General features: G+C 61.4%; 1 pseudogene. It reads left to right on the top strand.

The window, feature by feature from the left end:
- Positions 1–95 precede the first annotated feature (95 nt).
- A pseudogene (locus tag EII35_RS15570) lies at positions 96–578 on the top strand (transposase family protein); the annotation flags it as partial.
- Positions 579–669 lie beyond the last annotated feature (91 nt).

Genomic DNA, 669 nt, shown 5'->3' on the forward strand with positions numbered 1-669 from the left:
GAGGGTGCGCGGATAGGTGCGTGTTGGGGATGTGGGGCAGGCACGAACACTGGTAGAAGGGTTCTAGCCAATCCTCTACTACCCAAGGAGTGTTCGTGCCTGCCGTCCCATCATGCATCATCAACCCGTTGTGGGACCAGTTCTCCGCACTGATCCCAGACCATGTGGAGACTCATCCCCTACGGTGCCACCGGCCCCGGATCCCGGACCGGGTCATCTTCGACAAACTCATCCAGGTCGTGGTGCTGGGCATCAGCTACAACAAGATCGCTGACTCCTCCTGTTCAGCCACCACCCTACGCAGCCGTCGTGATGAATGGATCCGGCTGGGGATCTTCACCCGCCTGGAGGCCATCGCCCGTGACGGCTACGACACGATGGTCGGCCTTGACCTGGAAAACCTCCTGATCGATGGCTGCATCGTCAAGGCACCCTGCGGAGGTGAAGCTGCTGGACGTTCCCCGGTGGACCGAGGGAAACAAGGCACCAAACGCTCCCTGCTCACCGACGGCTCTGGGATCCCGTTGGGAGTCGTGGTCGCTCCGGCGAACCGACACGATTCCCCACTGTTACGCCCCTGAAGCGCCCCAGGTTTCGTGCCGGTCCTTTCTGGGGTGGGAAGGTTGGCATCATGCCGAAGAAGATTGATCCCGCGGTGAAGGCTCGTGC

Source organism: Arachnia propionica (assembly GCF_003932785.1).
GTDB classification, from domain to species: domain Bacteria; phylum Actinomycetota; class Actinomycetes; order Propionibacteriales; family Propionibacteriaceae; genus Arachnia; species Arachnia propionica_B.